The following is a 16,888-nucleotide window of genomic DNA, read 5'->3' on the forward strand; positions in this document are numbered from 1 at the left end:
CGGCGGCCCGCCCGGAGGCCGGGTCCGTGGGGGTGGTGGGGTTGGCTGGCGGGTCACCGGAGCCACCGGAGCGTGCGGTCGCATCCACGCCTGGCAGCGTACGACCCGGCACCGGCGGACCCGGACAGGCACGGACAGCTACCCTTGTACGGTGACGCTACGCCTGTATGACACCGCCACCCGATCGGTGCGGGACTTCGTCCCGCGGGAAGCCGGCAAGGTGGGGGTCTACCTGTGTGGTCTCACCCTCCAGGCCCCGCCGCACATCGGTCATCTTCGCTCCGGCGTCAACTACGACGTGCTGCGCCGTTGGCTGCTGGCCGCCGGCTACGAGGTCACCTTCATCCGCAACCTGACCGACATCGACGACAAGCTTCTGGTGAAGGCGGGTGAGCAGGGTCGGCCGTTCTGGTCGATCGCGTACGCCAACGAGTTGCTGCTGGCCGAGTCGTACCGGTCGTTGAACGTGCTGCCGCCCACCTATGAGCCACGCGCCACCGGGCACATCCCGGAGATGCACGAGCTGATCACGAAGTTGATCGCCGACGGGCACGCGTACCCGGCGACTGACGGCTCCGGCGACGTCTACTTCGACGTGGCGTCCTGGCCGGCGTACGGGTCGCTGTCGGGTCAGTCTCCGGATGCCATGCAGTCGGCCGGGGACGCCCCGGATCGGGGCAAGCGGGACCCGCGCGACTTCGCGCTGTGGAAGGGCGCCAAACCGGACGAGCCGGCGGACGCCTACTGGCCCTCGCCGTGGGGGCTGGGCCGTCCGGGCTGGCACATCGAGTGCTCGGCGATGTGCTGGCGTTATCTCGGTCCGGAGTTCGACATCCACGGCGGTGGCCTGGATCTGACGTTCCCGCACCACGAGAACGAGATCGCCCAGTCCAAGGCGGCCGGGTTGCCGTTCGCCCGCTACTGGGTGCACCACGGCCTGCTGAGCATCGGCGGGGCCAAGATGGGCAAGTCCGCAGGCAACGCGCTTGACCTGGCGTACGTGGACTCGCTCGGGGTGCGGCCGGTGGAGCTGCGCTACTACTACGCCGCCGCGCACTACCGCTCGGTGATCGACTACTCCGAGGATTCGCTGCGCGACGCGGCCACCGCGTACCGGCGGATCGAGGGTTTCGTGCAGCGGGCCGCCGAGCGGGTCGGTGGTGGGCAGCTCGGTGAGCTGCCCGCCGGCTTCGTCGCGGCGATGGACGACGACCTCAACACGTCCGCCGCGCTGGCCGTGCTGCAACAGCACATTCGGGACGGCAACACCGCGCTGAGCGTCGGCGACGATGTGACCGTCCGCACCACGCTGGCCGTGGTGCGGGCAATGCTGGATATTCTCGGGATCGACCCCCTCGACCCGGCCTGGACCGGCGGCGGCCGATCGGACGATCTTCGTGCCGTGGTGGACTCCCTGATCGCGCTGGCCCTGGAGCAGCGTGCGCAGGCGCGGGGCCGCAAGGACTGGGCCGCCGCGGATGCGGTGCGTGACCAGCTCAAGCTGGCCGGCGTGGTGGTCGAGGACACCCCCCAGGGCCCCCGTTGGACTATTGGAGAGCAGGACTGATGGCCGGCAACTCGCAGCGCCGTGGCCGGCGACTGACGTCGAAGGCAGGCGCCCCCAAGGGCACCGGCGGCAAGAACAAGGACTCGTTGGCCGGGCGGGGTCGCACCCTGCCCGCGGACGAGCGGCCGTGGCACAAGGGCTACTCGGGCACCGAGAAGCTGCCCCAGCGCACCGCCTGGAAGCAGGACAAGGAGCGCCGCGCGGCGGCCGAGGAGGGGCGCGCCCCCAAGATCGGTCAGCCCGGTAGCAAGGACACCACCTGGGGCCGGGGCGGCGGTCGGGGCGTACCGGTCGGTCGGGGTGCTGCCACCGGCGGACGGGGCGGCAAGCCCACCGGGCGGTCTGGCCCCCGGGTCACGCCGGGGCGCAAGTCCAACCCGTCCAAGGACACCCCGGAGCTGCTGGTCGGGCGTAACCCGGTGCTGGAGGCGCTGCGCGCCAACGTGCCGGCGACGGCGCTCTACACCGCCCAGGGCATCGACATGGACGACCGGATCAACGAGATCATCCGGACCGCCGCCGACCGGGGCATCGCCAACCTGGAGATCAGCCGCGCCGAGTTGGACCGGATGACCGGCGGAGTGCTGCACCAGGGTGTCGGCTTGCAGGTGCCGCCCTTCGCGTACCAGCCGTTCGAGGACATGGTCGCCGCTGCCCTGGAGCAGCAGGCTCCGTTGCTGGTCGCGCTGGACGGTGTCACCGACCCGCGCAACCTGGGCGCCGTGATCCGGTCGGCTGCCGCGTTCGGTGCGCAGGGTGTCTTCGTACCCGAGCGTCGCGCCGCCGGGATCACCGCGACCGCCTGGCGGACCAGCGCCGGCGCGGCTGCGCGGGTGCCCGTGGCGCAGGTGACCAACCTGACCCGGTCGCTGAAGGCGTGCCGCGACGCCGGCTTCATGGTCGTCGGCCTGGATGCCGACGGCGACACCGACCTCTACAACCTGGAGGCCGCTGTCGGTCCGCTGGTGGTGGTGGTCGGTTCCGAGGGGCGCGGCCTTTCCCGCCTGGTCGGGGAGACCTGCGACCTGACCGTCAGCATCCCGATGATCTCCGAGGTCGAGTCGCTCAACGCCAGCGTGGCCGCAGCGGTCGCCCTGGCCGAGGTCGCCCGCCGGCGCTCCGTCGAGCTGTAGCGCACGTCGACGAAGGCCCTCTCCCGCCGAACGCGGGAGGGGGCCTTCGTCGTCAGGCGCCCAGGCAGGGTGAAGAACCGCTTCGGGTACGACGAAGGGGCGGCCCGCCGAAGCGGACCGCCCCTGTCGGTACGGCGTTACGTCAGATCCGGCCACCGGTGGAGGCGTGGAAGACGTGGCTGCGACCGGCGACCGGCTTGACGAACACGGTGTCACCCATGTTCGGCATGTTGCGCCGGTCGGTGCGGACGACGAAGCGCTCCGAGTTGCCACCCAGCGCGGCGTGGCCGTAGACGTTGGCGTCCGAGCCGAGGTCCTCGACCAGCTCGACCACGACCGGCATGCCGCCCTCGGTCGGGCTGACCAGCTCGCAGTCCTCCGGGCGGAAGCCCACGGTGACCTTGCCGTCGCCACCCTCGGCGCGGGCCGCCTCGACCTGCTCCCGGGTCAGCGGGATCTGCAGCTCGGCGAACTCGGCGCCCCGCTCGTTCAGCGGAACGGTCTTGATGTTCATGGCGGGAGAACCCATGAAGCCAGCGACGAACACGTTGGCCGGGGTGTCGTAGAGCGCCCGCGGGGTGTCCACCTGCTGAAGGACACCGTCGAGCAGCACCGCGACCCGGTGACCCATGGTCATGGCCTCGACCTGGTCGTGCGTGACGTACACAGTGGTGACGCCCAGCTTGGCCTGGAGCGACGCGATCTGGGTACGGGTCTGCACGCGGAGCTTGGCGTCGAGGTTCGACAGCGGCTCGTCCATGAGGAAGACCTGCGGCTCGCGGACGATCGCCCGGCCCATCGCCACACGCTGACGCTGACCACCGGAGAGCGCCTTCGGCTTACGGCTGAGGTACTCCTCCAGCTGGAGCAGCCCGGCCGCCTCCTTGACCCGCCGGTCGATCTCCGACTTGGAGGTCTTGCGGAGCTTGAGGGCGAACGCCATGTTCTCGTACACCGTCATGTGCGGGTAGAGGGCGTAGTTCTGGAAGACCATCGCGATGTCGCGGGCCTTCGGGGGAAGGTGGGTGACGTCACGCTGGTCGATGTAGATCGAACCGGCGTCCACGTCCTCCAGGCCGGCGAGCATCCGCAGGCTGGTGGACTTACCGCAACCGGAGGGGCCGACCAGGACGAGGAACTCGCCGTCGCCGATCTCGAGGTCCAGCTCGTTGACGGCGGGACGCTCTTGGCCCGGGTAGACCCGGGACGCCTTGGAATAGGTGACCGTAGCCATGGTGAAGCGCTTCCTTTCACCGGCAGGAACGTGCCGGACGATCCGAGTGAAGGAGCAACCGGCACGTGTCCGTGCCGGTCAGCGGACGGCGGCCGGTCGCGGGGGCGCCCGATCATCGTCCGTGTCAGTGAACCGTAAACGCGTTTACCCCTGCTGCCAAGGCGGGGGTCCGCCGAGCCCACCAGGCGGGCTACGCATTCCGGTCACTCGGGCACGGTCAGACATCAATCGACGCAGCGTCAAACGGTTGTGCGTCGGGTTGTTGACGATTCCCGTTGTCGGGAGGCCACGCGATCGGGATATTCGGACGTCAGTCGCTATGCTGACCTCGACGCACGCGCCCCTGTAGCTCAGCTGGCCAGAGCACTCGCCTTGTAAGCGAGATGTCGCCGGTTCGATCCCGGCCGGGGGCTCCAATTCCATCAGACCTTTCCGAGTGGCGCTGCCACGAGGGTTCTCGTGGTGACCGTCAGGTGGTCGGCTGAGGCCGTCGGATGAACTGTTGGTCGCGAGCGGTGACCGAGGCCGTTGGGCTGGCCGCTCGGAGGACGACATCGAGGACCAGGTCGGGATCCGCCAAGTAGGCGCCGCTGGCCCATGCGGCGTTTGCCTCGATCACGGCCCAACGTCCGTCGACCAGTCCTACGTCTACGACGATGGCGGAGGGCAGGGTGTGCCCAAAGCCGGCGACGAGATCGGTGCCGAAGGCCAACGCGTCGGGCGACGGCGGGCCGAGGTGCAACCGGCCGTGCGCGGCGTACTGGCTGCCGGTGTGGACGACAGCGTCGAGCAGGTGCAGCCGGTACTCGGCGGTGAAGTCGACGATGTCGCTGACGAGCACCGGAGTTCGTCGCTCGACGGCATCCGGGCCGGGCAGACGGGAACCGTCGGTGTAGATCATCGCCGTGATGTTCTTGTCGTTGGGGGACTTGATGAACGCCGGTCGACGGAGTTCGTATGCCTCGCCGATGGTCACCAAGGTGATCTCGCGGCGGGTGAGTTCACGGGGTAGGCCGGTCAGCCAGCCAGGCGCAGCCTCCAGGGGCGCGATCCCGAGCAGTGGTGCGACGACGTCAGCGAAGCTCGGTCCCGCATGGAGGTGGTCAGCACGCAGTCCGGCAGGTACTTCGAAGGTGGGCAGCTGGACGGTCTGTAGACCGCGTCGATGGGCGGCGTCGCGCAAGCTCTGAGCCGAGGCTGTCAGGCGCGGCGGCAGGACGAGTGTCACGGCCGATGATCCTGCCCAATGCGCCGTCACAGTTACCAGTCCGGTCAGCGGTTTCTCGACCGGCGCGGGCTGTGCCTCTGCCGGCCCGCTCCGAGGGGCACCGACGCGCTGGTGGGGCCGCCGACTTCTACTACCGCTAGTGACAGCTCAGCCGTACCCGGCGGTAGCCTGGGCTGCGGCGGCGAGCGAAGTGAGGCCGGGGGGTCGATGAGTCGCGCTGTGGAGGAGTCGAACCGGGCGATGCTGCGCGCACGGGACGCGATGGACCGGGCGTACGCCGAGCCTCTGGACATCCCGGCGCTGGCCCGGATCGCGCACGTCTCGGAGGCGCACTTCATCCGTACCTTCCGGGCCACCTTCGGTGAGACCCCGCACCGCTACCTGCAACGTCGCCGGGTGGAGCGGGCGATGGCGCTGCTGGTGGAGACCGACCGGGACGTTACGGACATCTGTTACGCCGTCGGCTTCGGCAGCCTGGGTACGTTCAGCCGGACGTTCCGGCAGATCGTCGGGCAGTCGCCCTCGGATTTCCGGCGTCAGCGCGTCGCGCCGGCCAACGTGCCGTCGTGCTTCACCAAAGCCTGGACCCGACCCAGCAGTTTTGGATAAGCCGCAGGTCACGGTCTACCTCTAGCGTCATGGGCATGACGATGAACGCGATCAGCCGCTCCCAGATCTACGTCCTCGACCAGGACGCCGCGCTTGACTTCTACGTCAACAAGCTCGGCATGGAGGTCAACACCGACCAGGACCTCGGCTTCATGCGGTGGCTCACGGTGAACCTGCCCGGCGACCCGGAGCGGGAGATCCTGTTGGAGAAGCCGGGCCCGCCCGCGCTGGACCCGGCCACCGCCGAGCAGGTCCGGGAGCTGCTCACCAAGGGTGCCCTCGGCGGGTACCTCTTCATGACCACCGACGACGCCCGCAAGACGCACGAGGATCTTGTGGCGAAGGGCGTCGAGATCACCGACGAGCCGACCGAGCGCCCGTACGGGATCGACTTCGGCATCCGGGACCCGTTCGGCAACCGGATCCGCATCGGCCAGATGTTCCCCCGGGCGTAGGGGGCGGGTGATGAGCCAGGCCGCGACGTTTCCCGTGGTACGACCGGCAGCTGTTGGTCGGGACCGTCTGCTGCTGATCGGCGGGGTGCTCGCCGGCCCGATCTTCGTCGCCTCGGCGATCGTGCAGGCGGCGACCCGGGACGGCTTCGACTTCCGTCGTCACCCGGTCAGCGTGTTGAGCACCGGCGAGCTGGGCTGGATCCAGATCGTCACGTTCCTGGTCACCGGCGTGCTCTGCGCGCTGGCCGCTCAGGCGCTGCGCCGCCGTACCGGCACGGGGTCGGTCTGGCTGCCCCGGCTGCTCGCGCTGTACGGCCTGGGCCTGGTCGGGGCGGCGATCTTCAGCGCCGACCCGGCCGACGGGTTCCCGACCGGTACGCCTCGGGGCGCCGGTGAGATCAGTTGGCACGGGGGCCTGCACTTCCTGGTGGCGGCGGTGGCCTTCGTGTCGCTGATCGTGGCGACGGTGGTGGCCGCCCGTCGGGCCGCCCGGCAGGGTGCGCGCGGTCGAGCCGCGTACAGCCTGGTGACCGGGATGTTCTTCGCGCTGGCGTGGGTGACGCTGATCGTTCGGCCGGCACCGGCCGTGATGGTGGCGTTCGGCCTGGCGGTGACGGCCGGCTGGCTGTGGGTGTCGGTCACCTTCGCGCGGGCGACGTCCGGTCGGGCCGACTGAGCCGACAGGCCGCAGGACCGGGAGGTGCGGGTGGAACCCGTACCTCCCGGTGTGTTGAGGTGAGGGCCATGGTGACCCGGTTGCTGTACCTGACCCGACACGCCGAGCAGGACCTGTCCGAGCTGAGTGGGACCGATGCCGGCGAGCCGGACACCGGCCTGTCGGAGCGCGGGCGGCGGCAGGCCACCCTGCTGGGCGAACGACTGCGAGCCCGCCGGTTCGCCGCTGTTCATCACGGGCCGCTGCGCCGGGCCGCGCAGACCGCCGAGCTGATCGCCAAGTCGCTGCCCGAGGTTCCGGTGTACGAGACGGAGCTGGCCGGTGACCACCTCCCACACGACACGGACCCGGCTGGCCTGCCGCCCGCGTACGCCGAATTCCTGACCCAGTTCTCGGAGGCCGAGCGGGTCGACGGGCCGCGAGTGACAGCGGACGCGGTGCGGCGGTTCGCCGGTCCGGTCGGTGAAGGGCCCGCTGGCGGCGAGCCGGTCCGCGAACTGGTCGTGACGCACAGCTTCCTGATCGCCTGGCTGGTGCGGCATGCCCTCGACGCGCCGGAGTGGCGGTGGTTGGGTTTGAACTCGCACAACGCGGGGCTGACCGTCATCCGGTACAGCGCGGCCGGCCCGCCGAGTCTGATCGCCGTCAACGATGTGGCCCACCTACCGCCGGAGCTGCGCGGGACCGGCCTGCCGCCGGACTATCTGACGTAAGTCTCGGTGGTTCGCAGGAGCAGGTTGACCACCGCCTGGGTGGCCGGCGGTGGGGTTCCGTCCTCGGGGCAGGTGGTGTATCCGGTGTCGTTGCTGGCCACGCTGAGGCGGTAGTGCATCACGTCCGAGCACCTGGTCGCGGTGGTCGGCTGCCGGGCCTCGGTGGCGAGCCGGGGGTCCGCGGTCAGTCCCGCGAGGGTGCCCTGGTCAGCAGGGGTGAGCCGTCCGTTGCGCCGACCGCCGGCCCGGTCTGTCACGGTCCACTGACCGTCCGGCTCGACGACGATGGACTCACCGCGCCCGGCGAAGCCGCCGGAGATTCGCAACGTCACCCGGGGGGCCACACCGCTGGTCCCGGCGCTGACCGTCGGGGCGGTGGTCGGCTGCGAGGTGCCGGTGGTCGGGTCAGCCGGGCCGGTAGCGGTGGTGGTCGAGGGTTGGGTCGGGGTGGCGGTGGGGGCTCGGTCGACGCTGGTGCAACCGGTCAGGAGCGCGGCCAGGAGCGCTACCGTGGCGACGGTCGTCGATGCGGGTCTCATCTCCGTCGGACGCGCGACCCCAACCGTTGGTTCCCCCCAGTGCGCCTGTGCCGCGCCTGACCGATCGTCTTCGCTATGGTCGCCGCACCGGCGCGCGACGCCGGCGGCCAGATTGGCGGCGTCGCTCCAGGTGACGCGGGAAGGAGCGGATGTGTCGGACGCGGAGTTGACCGTCGAGGTGGCCGGGCCGGTCGCCACCGTGGTGATCCACAATCCGGCCCGGCGCAACGCGATGACCGCGGCCATGTGGCGTCAGCTCCCCGAACTGCTCGACCGCCTGGAGCCCGACCCCGCGGTACGGGCGTTGGTGCTCACCGGCGTGGGCGACGCGTTCTGCGCGGGCGCCGACCTCGGTGACCTGGCCGAGCTGTTGGACGCCGGTGACGCCAGCATCGCGGTGACCGCCGAGGAACGGCTGGCCCGGTTCTCCAAGCCGACAATCGCGGCCATCCGCGGCGCCTGCGTCGGTGGTGGGGCTCAGCTCGCTGTCGCCTGCGACCTGCGGATCGCCACGGACGACGCCCGTTTCGGCGTACCGCCGGCCCGACTCGGACTGGTCTACCCGGCGCCGACGACGCGCCGACTGGCCCGGCTGGTCGGCCCGTCCGCCGCCAAGCATCTGCTGTTCACCGCCGAGCTGATCGACGCCGAGCGCGCTCTGCGGATCGGTCTGGTCGACGAACTGCTGCCGGCCGACCGGCTCGCCGCACGGGTGGACGAACTGACCGCGACCATCGCCCAACGATCGCCGCTGAGCATCGCCGCCGCGAAGGAGATCATCGACGAGCGGGCCGAGCCCGCACGGATCGCCTGGTGGCACCGGAAGGTGGCGACCACCGGCGAGGCCCGCGAGGGGGTAGCGGCGATGACCGAGCGGCGTACGCCCCGCTTCGCCTGGCGGCCACCGACCGGCGACTGACCTCTGCGGGTGGCGCCGCGAGCCGCTCCCACTCATCGCAACACCTCGATCCCGGGTACCCGGAACCCAGGTCGGTACGGCAGGCTGTCGGTCGTGCAGCGTGATCAGTTGCTTGCGGGCCGCTACCGGCTCCTGGAACGCCTCGGCAGTGGCGGAATGTCGGCGGTGCACCGGGCGTACGACGAGGTGCTCGAACGGGACGTGGCGGTGAAGGTGCTGGTCGCCTCGGACACCAACGCCCGACAGCGGATCCGGGGCGAGGCCAAGGCCGCGGCCCGGCTGTCGCATCCACACGTCACGAGCGTCTACGACTACGGCGAGTCGGCGCTGGACGGTGCCCAGGTCCCGTTCGTGGTGATGGAACTGCTCGGCGGGCACACCCTCGAACACCGGTTGGTGGTCGGGCCGTTGCCGCCACGCGCCGGTCTGCGGGTGTGCGCCGAGGTGGCCTCGGCGCTCGCCGCCGCCCATGAGCAGGGTTTGGTGCACCGCGACATCAAGCCGGGCAACGTGATGCTCACGCCGACCGGCGCGAAGGTGCTCGACTTCGGCATCGCGGCAGCCGCCGGCGCCCCCGAGATCGACTTTGAGGGGCGGCTGCTGGGCACACCGGCGTACCTGGCGCCGGAGCGGTTGCTGGCCGGCGAGGTGCTGCCGGCCAGCGACGTGTACGCCCTCGGTCTGCTGCTGCACCGGGTGCTCACCAGCCGGCTGCCCTGGCCCGCCGAGGCGCAGACCGGGATGCTCCGCGCGCACACGCACGTCGAGCCGGACCCGCTGCCCGAGATCGACGGTGTCCCGCCCGAGGTGCACCGTCTCTATCGCTGGTGCCTGGCCGGCGATCCCGCCGACCGCCCGCCGGCCGCCGACGCGGCCCGCATCCTGCTCGCCGCCGCCAGCGGAGCCGCGTCCGAGGGCGCCGCCGTTGTCGCCGCCGAACCGGCGGCAAACGTCGCCGAGCGGACCGGCACCGCGACCGGCACCGAGCCGACCGGCGTTGAATCGGCCGACAAAGGACCAACTGGCGAAGGCTCGGTTGGCACCGCGGCCGGCGCCGGGCCGGCCCGCGACTCGGCGGCGCCGATGAGGCGCGGGCCGTGGCGTCGGCGGCGGGCCATCCTGACGGTCGGCGGTGCCGTGATCGCCGCGGTGGCGTTGGCCGGGTCACTTGGAGACTCCAGCAATCGTCGACCGGGGCAGAGCGCCGCGCCGACCGGCAGCGGTCCGGGCACCACCACTGTGGGGATGCCCCGCAGCGAGGAGCCGACCGACGCGCTCGACGCCGGACCGTCCGCAGTGCCGCCGACCAGGATCACCGCGCCCGCTACCCGGAGCGGCCCCGCGACCGGCCCGGGCGGAACAGTGGCCCCGGGCCCGACGCCCACCACCGCGGGCCCGACCCCGACCCGGGCCACGCCGACTCCCACCCCCGGCGCCGGCGTACCCGTGGACGCTCGCGGCGGGACGGTCACCGTTCGCTGCGTGGGGAGGTCGGTCGAGGTGGTCGAGGTGGTGCTCGCGCCCGATTTCCGGGTCGAGGCGTACGACCCGGGGCCGGCGAGGCAGATCGTGGTCGAGTTGACCTCCACGGCGTACCGCAGCGAGATCCGGGTGCAGTGCCCCAACGGCCAACTGAAGTCGAAGGTCAAGGAAGGCGCCGCCTGATCGGGGGCCGGCGGGTGCCGCGCCCGGGACGTACCCGGGACGCGGCCCCCCGTTCCCGCCGGCCGGTCCGTCACCGCCCGGCCAGCGCCCCCCAGCCCGGGTTCACCGGCTCGCGGCGCAGCGGCATGCCCGCCTCCGCTGGCGTCCGGTCCCCCTTGCGCTGGTTGCAGGCGTAGCAGGCGGCGGTGGTGTTTCGCCAGGTGTTCCGGCCGCCGCGTGAGCGGGGCAGGATGTGGTCGATGGTGGAGGCCGAGCCACCGCAGTACGCGCAGCACCGATCGTCGCGGCGCAGCACACCGGCGCGCGACCAGGCCGGCCCGGAGTTGAACCTCCACCGGGTGACCACGAAGCGGACCAGCCGTACCACCCGGGGCATCGGGAAGACCCCGATCACCCGGTCCGGCTCGGCCTCGTGGATCTCGGCCACCCGACGGCAGAGCATTCGGACGGCGTGTTGGACGGTGACCCGGTGCAGCGGGCCGAGGTCGGCGTTGATGACGAGGACGGCGTCCACCGGGACTCCTTTCCAAAGGTGCCGGACAGCAAGAAGCCGCCCGGTCCGGCTGTCGGACGGGGCGGCTCGGCGCGTACGGGTACGCGTCAGTCGGGCCGGCCCGCCCGGGGACCTTCCGCTCGGCAACCGTCACCGGGCAGCGTCGACGGCACGGTGGTGACGTGCGACATCGTCATGAGCTGCTCCCGCGGTGGTGGTTGACCTTGCGCGCTCACGGTAGGTCGACGCGGGAGGCAGGGGCAACGTATTTCGATCGGCCGGTCTCTACGGGACGCCGCTGGCGGCGGGTGCGGGGAGTCGCTTTCGCCGCGACCTGGGCGGTGGTCAGGGGCCGGTTCAGCCGCAGTGACATCCGTGCGGTGAGTTCGCTGTCCAGCAGGGGCCGGTTGACCTCACCGGCGACCGCCAGGGCGGGCCCGGAGACCGACCGCCAGATCGCGGCCAGCCCGGCACCGAGCCCCACCAGGGCGACTGTGGCCCGGGTGGTCGGTGAGCCGGCGGCCGCGGCGGCACTCACCCCGACGACAGCGAAGAGCACCAACAGCAGGGGTACGAGCACCGGCCAGAAGATGCCCCGGGCCGCCTGCGCCACCAGCCGCCGGTCCCGGATGATCAGGTTTCTGGCGATCACCGCGTAGTCATCCTCGTCGAGCAGGTCACGCGGGTGCAGACCGCCGGTGAGCACGTCACGCCAGAGGTCACCCTGGCCGCGCAGCGCCCGGCTCAGGGCGGCGGGTGTCGGCTCGGTCGGGTCGCCGTGGCCGGACCGGTCGACAGCGCTCGCCCAGGCGGCCAGTGACCGGCGCACCACTGCGGCCGAGTACGGCGGCAGCACGCTGGCCAGCTCGTCCAACCATCTGCTGATCTGGACCTGTCGGCCGCCGAACTGGCGCAGCAACTGTGTGACGTCGCCGGCCCGGACGGTGTCGGCCACTGATCGGCCCAGCCGGTAGGCCAGCCCGACCCTGTGGTTGGCGGCCATCGCCCACCGCAGCACCTCCACGTTGAGGTCGTCGAGGGCGAGCAGCAGCGGCACCGGGTCGGTGGGGTCGGGCTGACCCAGGTCGGGCAGCAGGGCTCGGGCGGCGGACGTGTCGGGTACCGGCCCGGTGTGCCGGGTGAGGTCGGCGATCTGGGCCAGGGCGACGTCCACCCCGTCCAGGTACATCCGCATCCGCCGGTGGGCGGACATCTCGGTGAGGTTGGAGAGTTTGGCAGGTGGTACGGCCGGGCGGGTCTCGGTGAAGGCGCGCGGCTCGGCGTGCTGCCCGTGGTGGTAGGCGTCCGCCATCCACCAACCCAGCCGGAGCGCGGTGACGATGCAGGCACGCTCGTCGCGGATCAGCGGGGACGCGTCGTCGCGGCCGATCTCGTCGATCGACGAACCGTTCTCCGCGCCGGCGCGGTGCAGTGGTGACATCTCCCGCTGCCCTCCCGCCCGGCCGATCGACGGTTGATCATTCGAGCGTACGGCAGCGCACGGTGGCTTATGTTGTGTTTTGTCGATTTGGCCTGCCGGCCAGCAGCCCACGCGGTCGGATCGAGCGCACCGGCTCGGCCGCACCACCCTCGGCACGCAGGATGTGGTTGGCGGCGATGATCCCGGTCGCGGCCGAGCGTTCCATCAACGCGCTCGGGAAGTCCGTCGCGATGCCGTCGCCGGCCAGGTAGAGGCCGTTCGCGTCGGTGCGTACCCCCGGTCGCCAGGCGTGGCTGCCCGGCGTGAACGCCGGCGCCTGCGCCTCCACCCGGGCCCGCAGCTCGCGGACCCGCAGGTCGCCGGCCTCCGGCCAGAGCGCGACCAGCTCGCGGCGCATCCGCTCGGCCAACTCCTCGGCCGGCACGCCGGGCTCGCAGGCGTACGCGTGCAACTCGATCACCGACCCGCCGGTCTGCTGCGCCCAGCGCCGCGGCTCGTTCTCCAACCGGTGGTAGAGCGTCACCGAGTCCAGAGTGGGCTGGCGGGACACACCGCTGAACACCGCCCGCTCGGCGGCCACGTCCCCGTCACACCAGTACCGCGCCACCGCGTACGGCGGGCCGGGGGTGCCGAAGGCCGGCATCCTCCTCGCCAGGTCGGGGGCCTGCTCGGCCAGGTCCGGGGAGGCGGCGACCAGCGCGGCGAGCGCCGGCGGGTCGACGGCGAGCACGACGTGCCCGGCCGGATGGCTGCCGCCGTCGGTGGTCGTCACCCGCCACCCCTCGGCGTCGCGGTGCACCCCGGTGGCGGCGTAACTGGTGAGCACCCGGCCGCCGTGCTTCTCCACGTGCCGGGTCAGCGGCTCCCAGATCGCCGTGGCGTAGTCCTCGTCGGGGCAGTCGAAGGCCAACCCCTCCGGGTTGCCGAGCAGGTAGAAGTGGAACTGGGCGACCATCTCGGCCGCCGACATCTCCGCCTCGTGGTTGAAGAACGAGTGCGAGAAGACCTCGAACAGCATCGCCCGCGCCCGGTCCGGCAGTCGCAGCGACGCCAGCAACTCGTCGGCGGTGGTGTCGTCCAGCTCGGCGTAGGTGCGCACCGGGTCGTAGCTGAGCAGCGGCAGCGCCGCGTCCCGGTCCATCAGTCGCAGGTCGGACAGGCGCAGGCTGGGACTGCGCAGCAGCAGCGCGAGCAGGTTCGCCGGCGGCGCGGGTGGCAACCTGCCGAACTCCTCGGTGGGCCACTGCTCGCTGAGGATCGGGTAGCCCGGAATGGGCTTGAGGAAGCCCAGGCCAGGATCGATCCGGCGGAGGATCGACCGCCAGTTGTAGTACTGCCGGAAGAACGCGTGGAAGCCGTGCTCGTTCTGCTGGCTGCCGTCGGCGAGCGCCTCCGGCCAGGCGCCCAGTCGACCGCCGAGCGTCGGTGCCGCCTCCAGCACGGTGACCGCCACACCCCGTTCGGCCAGCACCACCGCCGCCGACATGCCGGCGATGCCGCCACCCACCACGAGCGCCGTGGTCGGTCGTGGCACCCGGTCGGCGCCACCACCGCCCGGGTCCACCTGGTGCTGCCGTACGCCGATCAGCCGACCTACCACTTGCGACAGCGCCATGGGGCCCAGTCTGCCCCACCTCGGATCAGTCGGCTGGCAAGCAACGGCGGGGACGGTCGGAGGCGGGCCAGACGTACTCCAGGTCCTCCGGCACGTCGTCGCCGAACAGCGGGCGGTAGTGCGCCGGGTCCTTGCGCAGCAGCGACGAGCGGTGACTCAGGTGCAGGTCGTCGCGGCCAAGCCATGGTGGCAGCTCACCTGCTCGGGCCAGCTCGTCCTGGGTTCGGATCACGCCGGCCCCGCAGGCGGCGGCGAGGTCGACGGTCATGGTGGTGGCGCAGGTGTCGGCCCGCCCCGGCTCGGTCCAGACCGCGCACATGTCCAACCCGTAGCGGACGAGCGCCTCCTCGTACCCGGCCCACATCTTCACGGCCGGGTGGTTGCGCCAGCCGTACCCGGGTCGGGTGAGCCCGCGCAGCACCTGGATGGCCTCCACCCGCTGCTTGCCCAGCCGCTTCTGGTCCAGCGTGCGGGCGCTGGCCAGAAAGCCCGGGTACGGGAGGAACGTCTGCATGTCGCTGCTCTACCCGTCGCCGGAGCGGACATACCTGGCCACGGGATGATCCGGACGGGGTCGCCCACCATGGCCGTGCTGACTACGATCCGGGCATGGCTGAGCCGTGGCGGGACCGGGCGCGACGGGCGGTCGAGTGGAACTGGCGGCTGCGATCCGTCGGTGATCCACGCCCGCACTACGTGATCTGCGGGAAGGACGCGCTCGCCTACTACGTGGCCCGGGCGATGCTCGAAACCGAGCTGCCGGCGGGTGGGGCCCGGGTGACCGTCGTGGTCCCCGAGCGTTACCGCAGCAACGGGCCGGACGTGGCCGGGCTGCGCGGGGTCCGGGTGGTCCGCTCGGACCGGCTGGATGTGGCGACCTTCGAGGCCGCCGGCCTGGCCGGCGCGACCGGGCTGGCCCTGCTGCAGCAGGACGACGTGGGCAACCTGCACGCCGCGCTCTGTGCCCAGGCCGTCGACCAGCGGGTCCGCCAGGTGCTGCGGATGTTCAACGGCACCCTCGCCGACGGCGTACGCAAGCTGCTCAAGGCCCCGGTCGAGGTGCTCTCCGACGCCGAGATGGCCGCGCCGGCCTTCGTGGCCGCCGCGCTCAACGAGGTCGACCCCAGTTCCTTCCAACACCGGGACAAGACGCTGCGGGTGGCGCGGCGGGCCGACGTCCGACCGCAGGACGTGGTCTGCGCGCTGGCGCACCTCAGCGAGGTGCAGGGGGTGGAGCTGCTGCCGGCCGAGCAGGCCGGCGCCGACCTGGTGCTCGCCGAGGCGACCGGCCAGCCGCCGGGCACCGAGGTCGCCGCCCGCCGGCTGGTCCGCGCGCGTCGGCGGCGCCGACCGGTCGCGGTGGTGATGGGTGCGGTCCGCGGCTTCGCCACCCGCAAGATCGGCATCGCGGTGATGGCGGTGCTCGCGCTGATCGCGGTGCTGGGGGCGTTGATCTCCCGTGCCGAGGACGTCTCCCCGCTGGAGGCGCTGTACCTGACCCTGGTCACCACCCTCAGCGGCGCCGACCCGGACACCACCAAGACGGCGGACGCACAGATCATGCAGGTGGTGCTCAACCTGGCCGGGTTGGCGCTGATCCCGCTGATCACCGCCGTCGTGGTGGACGGCATCGTCAACGCCCGGCTGGCCCTGCACACCGGCCGCCTGCAACCCGCGCGGGTCGGGCACGTGGTGGTGATCGGCCTGGGCAACGTCGGCACGCGGGTGATGGCACAGCTGCGCGAGTACGACGTCGAGGTGGTGGCGATCGACAAGGACCCGGAGCCGCGCGGCGCGGCCCTGGCCCGCCAACTGGAGGTGCCGCTGATCGTCGGTGACGCCGCGTTGCCGGAGACGCTGGCCTCCGCGTCGGTGGCCGACTGCCAGGCGCTGGTGGTGGCGTCCACCGACGACGTGGCCAACCTGGAGGCGGCGCTCGCCGCCCGCGATCTCCGTGCCGACCTGCGCGTGGTGCTTCGGCTCTTCGACGGTGACTTCGCCGAACGGGTGGAGGAGACGTTCGCGCTCGGGGTGTCCCGGTCGGTCTCCTACCTGGCCGCCCCGGCATTCATCGGGGCGCTCACCGAACGTGCCGTGATCAGCACCATCCCGGTCGACAGGCACGCGCTGCCGGTCGCCGAGGTGCCGGTCGCCCCCGGTTCCGAACTGGACGGTCGGCCGCTGGACGTGGTCAACCGGGACGGGCAGGTCCGGCTCATCGCGCGTACCCCGGCCGGTGGTGCCAAGACGATCTGGTGGAAGGACCTCGATCCCCGGCAGGTGATCTTCGCTGGTGACCGGCTGACGGTGGTCGCCCGGCGTCGCGGGTTGGACTGGCTGACGCGGCAGTGCGCCCCGCCCGCCCACCCGGTCCCGGTCCCTCGGCCGGGCGGGGTTCCCGGCGGGTTGAAAACCCCAGCGGCGGCGTCTCCTCCGGTGCCCGGTCCGACGGACTCCGGGGTCGCCGCGTCCGCGCCCGGCGCGGCTCATCCCGTTCCCCCCGCCGAGGGTGGCTCTTCGACGACCAACGGCGGCCCACCTGACGAATTCGAGCTGACCCGCCGGCATGACGGGACCGGCGAGGCGAGCTGACACCATCCG

16 protein-coding genes and 1 tRNA gene are annotated in these 16,888 nt (G+C 71.8%); 10 read left to right on the top strand and 7 right to left on the bottom strand.

The window, feature by feature from the left end:
• The first annotated feature begins 151 nt into the window (after positions 1-151).
• Both cysS and rlmB read left to right on the top strand, forming a co-directional pair.
• Positions 152-1,567: a cysteine--tRNA ligase gene (gene cysS / locus OH804_RS30095; RefSeq protein WP_196920054.1), complete on the top strand. Its 1,416-nt coding sequence runs from the start codon at positions 152-154 to the stop codon at positions 1,565-1,567.
• Complete coding sequence (rlmB, locus tag OH804_RS30100; RefSeq protein WP_196920053.1) at positions 1,567-2,700, top strand: 23S rRNA (guanosine(2251)-2'-O)-methyltransferase RlmB; 1,134 nt, start codon at positions 1,567-1,569, stop codon at positions 2,698-2,700. The genes cysS and rlmB overlap by 1 nt, the downstream gene beginning before the upstream one ends.
• 142 nt (positions 2,701-2,842) lie before the next feature.
• Here the strand turns inward: rlmB and OH804_RS30105 are convergent, their stop codons facing one another.
• Complete coding sequence (locus OH804_RS30105; protein WP_196920052.1) at positions 2,843-3,934, bottom strand: ABC transporter ATP-binding protein; 1,092 nt, start codon at positions 3,932-3,934, stop codon at positions 2,843-2,845.
• A 339-nt stretch (positions 3,935-4,273) separates the two neighbouring features.
• Between OH804_RS30105 and OH804_RS30110 the strand changes: the two genes are divergently transcribed.
• Positions 4,274-4,350 (top strand) — tRNA-Thr (locus tag OH804_RS30110).
• Positions 4,351-4,403: 53 nt separating this feature from the next.
• Here OH804_RS30110 and OH804_RS30115 read toward each other — a convergent pair.
• Positions 4,404-5,162, bottom strand: coding sequence for an ATP-grasp domain-containing protein (locus tag OH804_RS30115; protein ID WP_406060990.1), 759 nt, complete (start codon positions 5,160-5,162; stop codon positions 4,404-4,406).
• A 207-nt stretch (positions 5,163-5,369) separates the two neighbouring features.
• On the opposite strand from OH804_RS30115, the gene OH804_RS30120 reads away from it, so the two are divergent.
• The 4 genes from OH804_RS30120 (at position 5,370) to OH804_RS30135 (ending at position 7,615) form a co-directional block, all read left to right on the top strand.
• Positions 5,370-5,771, top strand: a complete 402-nt coding sequence (locus OH804_RS30120; RefSeq protein WP_196920050.1) for a helix-turn-helix domain-containing protein — start codon at positions 5,370-5,372, stop codon at positions 5,769-5,771.
• A 35-nt stretch (positions 5,772-5,806) separates the two neighbouring features.
• Positions 5,807-6,226: a VOC family protein gene (locus OH804_RS30125; protein WP_088952055.1), complete on the top strand. Its 420-nt coding sequence runs from the start codon at positions 5,807-5,809 to the stop codon at positions 6,224-6,226.
• A 10-nt stretch (positions 6,227-6,236) separates the two neighbouring features.
• Positions 6,237-6,902, top strand: coding sequence for a DUF998 domain-containing protein (locus OH804_RS30130; protein WP_406060993.1), 666 nt, complete (start codon positions 6,237-6,239; stop codon positions 6,900-6,902).
• A gap of 68 nt (positions 6,903-6,970) precedes the next feature.
• Positions 6,971-7,615 carry a histidine phosphatase family protein gene (locus tag OH804_RS30135; protein WP_196920048.1) on the top strand — a complete coding sequence of 215 codons (645 nt, stop codon included), beginning with the start codon at positions 6,971-6,973 and terminating at the stop codon, positions 7,613-7,615.
• On the opposite strand, the gene OH804_RS30140 is transcribed toward OH804_RS30135, so the two are convergent.
• A complete protein-coding gene (locus tag OH804_RS30140) occupies positions 7,603-8,154 on the bottom strand; it encodes a hypothetical protein (protein ID WP_196920047.1) in 552 nt (183 codons plus the stop codon). The two genes, OH804_RS30135 and OH804_RS30140, sit on opposite strands and share 13 nt — an antisense overlap.
• 151 nt (positions 8,155-8,305) lie before the next feature.
• Here OH804_RS30140 and OH804_RS30145 point away from each other — a divergent pair, with 151 nt between their 5' ends.
• Positions 8,306-9,073 carry an enoyl-CoA hydratase/isomerase family protein gene (locus OH804_RS30145; RefSeq protein ID WP_406060995.1) on the top strand — a complete coding sequence of 256 codons (768 nt, stop codon included), beginning with the start codon at positions 8,306-8,308 and terminating at the stop codon, positions 9,071-9,073.
• A 93-nt stretch (positions 9,074-9,166) separates the two neighbouring features.
• Positions 9,167-10,738 (top strand): serine/threonine-protein kinase, encoded by a 1,572-nt coding sequence (locus OH804_RS30150; protein ID WP_406060997.1) that lies wholly within the window; start codon positions 9,167-9,169, stop codon positions 10,736-10,738.
• A gap of 70 nt (positions 10,739-10,808) precedes the next feature.
• On the opposite strand, the gene OH804_RS30155 is transcribed toward OH804_RS30150, so the two are convergent.
• The 4 genes from OH804_RS30155 to OH804_RS30170 form a co-directional block, all read right to left on the bottom strand.
• Positions 10,809-11,252, bottom strand: a complete 444-nt coding sequence (locus tag OH804_RS30155) for an HNH endonuclease (protein ID WP_196920045.1) — start codon at positions 11,250-11,252, stop codon at positions 10,809-10,811.
• Between the two features lie 211 nt (positions 11,253-11,463).
• Positions 11,464-12,672 carry a hypothetical protein gene (locus OH804_RS30160; RefSeq protein WP_406061000.1) on the bottom strand — a complete coding sequence of 403 codons (1,209 nt, stop codon included), beginning with the start codon at positions 12,670-12,672 and terminating at the stop codon, positions 11,464-11,466.
• 67 nt (positions 12,673-12,739) lie between these two features.
• Positions 12,740-14,287, bottom strand: coding sequence for an FAD-dependent oxidoreductase (locus OH804_RS30165; protein WP_406061002.1), 1,548 nt, complete (start codon positions 14,285-14,287; stop codon positions 12,740-12,742).
• 25 nt (positions 14,288-14,312) lie between these two features.
• Positions 14,313-14,801 (bottom strand): MSMEG_6728 family protein, encoded by a 489-nt coding sequence (locus OH804_RS30170; protein ID WP_196920042.1) that lies wholly within the window; start codon positions 14,799-14,801, stop codon positions 14,313-14,315.
• A gap of 95 nt (positions 14,802-14,896) precedes the next feature.
• On the opposite strand from OH804_RS30170, the gene OH804_RS30175 reads away from it, so the two are divergent.
• Complete coding sequence (locus OH804_RS30175; protein WP_406061004.1) at positions 14,897-16,879, top strand: NAD-binding protein; 1,983 nt, start codon at positions 14,897-14,899, stop codon at positions 16,877-16,879.
• Positions 16,880-16,888 lie beyond the last annotated feature (9 nt).

Origin of the sequence: Micromonospora sp. NBC_00860 (assembly GCF_045207375.1) — a bacterium.
GTDB lineage: Bacteria > Actinomycetota > Actinomycetes > Mycobacteriales > Micromonosporaceae > Micromonospora > Micromonospora vinacea.

Excerpts from the sequence above, each read along its gene's own strand:
- rlmB (WP_196920053.1), top strand. The coding sequence starts at position 1,567 with ATGGCCGGCAACTCGCAGCGCCGTGGCCGGCGACTGACGTCGAAGGCA.
- OH804_RS30105 (WP_196920052.1), bottom strand. The coding sequence starts at position 3,934 with ATGGCTACGGTCACCTATTCCAAGGCGTCCCGGGTCTACCCGGGCCAA.
- OH804_RS30120 (WP_196920050.1), top strand. The coding sequence starts at position 5,370 with ATGAGTCGCGCTGTGGAGGAGTCGAACCGGGCGATGCTGCGCGCACGG.
- OH804_RS30125 (WP_088952055.1), top strand. The coding sequence starts at position 5,807 with ATGACGATGAACGCGATCAGCCGCTCCCAGATCTACGTCCTCGACCAG.
- OH804_RS30130 (WP_406060993.1), top strand. The coding sequence starts at position 6,237 with ATGAGCCAGGCCGCGACGTTTCCCGTGGTACGACCGGCAGCTGTTGGT.
- OH804_RS30135 (WP_196920048.1), top strand. The coding sequence starts at position 6,971 with ATGGTGACCCGGTTGCTGTACCTGACCCGACACGCCGAGCAGGACCTG.
- OH804_RS30140 (WP_196920047.1), bottom strand. The coding sequence starts at position 8,154 with ATGAGACCCGCATCGACGACCGTCGCCACGGTAGCGCTCCTGGCCGCG.
- OH804_RS30160 (WP_406061000.1), bottom strand. The coding sequence starts at position 12,672 with ATGTCACCACTGCACCGCGCCGGCGCGGAGAACGGTTCGTCGATCGAC.
- OH804_RS30165 (WP_406061002.1), bottom strand. The coding sequence starts at position 14,287 with ATGGCGCTGTCGCAAGTGGTAGGTCGGCTGATCGGCGTACGGCAGCAC.
- OH804_RS30170 (WP_196920042.1), bottom strand. The coding sequence starts at position 14,801 with ATGCAGACGTTCCTCCCGTACCCGGGCTTTCTGGCCAGCGCCCGCACG.
- OH804_RS30175 (WP_406061004.1), top strand. The coding sequence starts at position 14,897 with ATGGCTGAGCCGTGGCGGGACCGGGCGCGACGGGCGGTCGAGTGGAAC.